The sequence below is a fragment of the Lactobacillus nasalidis genome (assembly GCF_016587775.1).
GTDB lineage: Bacteria > Bacillota > Bacilli > Lactobacillales > Lactobacillaceae > Lactobacillus > Lactobacillus nasalidis.
In genome coordinates this window covers 1-1,830 of record NZ_BOCG01000470.1, presented here as the reverse complement: position 1 = coordinate 1,830, position 1,830 = coordinate 1, and the positions used below count along the sequence as shown (strand labels likewise).

At 56.3% G+C, this 1,830-nt stretch carries 3 protein-coding genes; 2 read left to right on the top strand and 1 reads right to left on the bottom strand.

Annotated elements, in window-relative coordinates:
* Together coaA and efp are read left to right on the top strand one after the other, a co-directional pair.
* On the top strand, positions 1 to 793 hold a 793-nt coding region (coaA, locus tag lacNas_RS08945; RefSeq protein WP_201335895.1), incomplete at its 5' end, for a type I pantothenate kinase.
* A 49-nt stretch (positions 794 to 842) separates the two neighbouring features.
* The gene (efp, locus tag lacNas_RS08940; RefSeq protein WP_201335896.1) at positions 843 to 1,400 is read left to right on the top strand and encodes an elongation factor P; all 558 of its coding nucleotides are present in this window, start codon (positions 843 to 845) and stop codon (positions 1,398 to 1,400) included.
* 60 nt (positions 1,401 to 1,460) lie between these two features.
* Here efp and lacNas_RS08935 read toward each other — a convergent pair.
* Positions 1,461 to 1,830: hypothetical protein (locus lacNas_RS08935; protein WP_201346791.1), on the bottom strand; the 370-nt coding region annotated here is incomplete at its 5' end.

Genomic DNA, 1,830 nt, shown 5'->3' with positions numbered 1-1,830 from the left:
AGACGTCGACGAGATCTACCAGACCCTCTTGAACTACATCCACCTGGCCTACCTGGCCAAGCGGGAGACGGCGGCCAGGCAGGCGGCCTTTTTGCATTTGCCGGAAGCCCGCCTGCCGTTCATCATCGGCATTTCCGGGTCAGTCGCCGTGGGCAAGTCCACGACGGCCCGGCTCTTGCAGCTGCTCTTGACCCGCTATTACCCGGACCTCAAGACCCAGATGATGACCACTGATGGCTTCATCTACCCCAACCAGGAGCTGGAGAAGCGGAAGCTGATGCCCAGGAAGGGCTTCCCGGAAAGCTACAACATGCAGCAGCTCAGGGACTTTTTAAGGGACGTGGTCAGCGGCAAGGATGACGTCGTCTACCCCCTGTATTCCCAAGAGCTCAGCGACATCGTGCCGGGCCGCTACGGCCATGTGGAGAAGCCCGACATCCTGATCATCGAGGGGATCAACACCCTGCAGCTGCCGGAAAGCGGGCAGCTGGTGACCAGCGACTTTTTCGACTTTTCAATTTATATCGATGCCGAAGAAGACCTGATCGAAAAGTGGTACATGCAGCGCTTCAAGAAGATCATGAAGATGAAGAAGAACGACCCGAGCAACTTCTACTATAAGCTGGCCAACGGCCCGGAAGAAGCGGCCCTGCGCCTGGCTGAGGAAACCTGGCAGATGGTCAATTTGGTCAACCTGCGCCAGTACATCGCCCCGACCAAGGAGCGGGCCAACCTGATCATGCACAAGGTTGAGGGTCATTTGATTGACAAAATTTACCTGCGCAGCTTTTAACTGTTATAATGGATGACGGTAATAAATACTTATTAGGGAGATTTTTTACATGCAAGCAATTGAATTGAAAAAAGGCATGATTTTTGAAGACGGCGGCAAGCTGATGCTGGTCATGGCGGCCAACCACCACAAGCCGGGCAAGGGCAACACCGTGATGCAGATGGACCTGCGCGACGTGCGTGCCGGCAGTGTGATCCACAAGACCATGCGGCCAAGCGAAAAGATCGAGCTGGTCGAAGTCGTCAAGAAGAACGCCCAGTACCTGTACGCCGAAGGCGACAGCTACAACTTCATGGACACGGAAACCTACGAGCAGTACGCTATTTCCGCTGACCAGCTGGGCGACGACGTCAAGTACCTGATGCCGAACATCGAAGTCATCCTGGAATTCACTGAAGAAGGCGAACTCCTGGCAGTGCAGCTGCCGTCAACGGTCAACATGAAGGTCGTTGAAACCCAGCCAGGCATCAAGGGGGCCACGGCTGCTTCCGGCGGCAAGCCGGCCACCATGGAAACTGGCCTGGTCGTGACTGTGCCGGACTTCATCAACGAAGGCGACGAACTGGTCATCAACACCCTGGAAGGCACCTACAAGGGCCGGGCTTAAAGGCAAAAAAGACATGAAAAAACGCTCGAACTTGCTTCGGGCGTTTTTTTGTCGTCAATTTTAATCAGTTGTGTCGGTCGTCGTCGTGTCAGTGCTTGACTGGCTGCTCTGTGAAGCTGACTGGCTGCTTTGCTCTTCCTGGCTGGAGGAGCTGGCGGCTGAGCTGGAAGAGCTGGCAGCCTGGCTGGAAGAACTGCTTTGGCTTTGTTCTCGCGAGCTTGACTGGCTGCTCTGCTGCTGGCTTGACTGGCTCTGCTTGTCCGGCTGGCTGTTGTTGTCCTTTTGGTCAGGCTTTTGGTCAGCCGGCTTGCTGGAAGCAGCTGGCGCGGACTTGCTTGAGCTGGAAGCAGACGAGCTGCTGGAGCTTGACTGGTCGCTGGAAGCCTTGGAAGCCAGGGCGCTGAAGCCGCCGGCCACGGAGCCGACCGCG

What these genes read in the sequence shown, in the direction of transcription:
- efp (WP_201335896.1), top strand. Translation starts at nt 843, where the DNA reads ATGCAAGCAATTGAATTGAAAAAAGGCATGATTTTTGAAGACGGCGGC.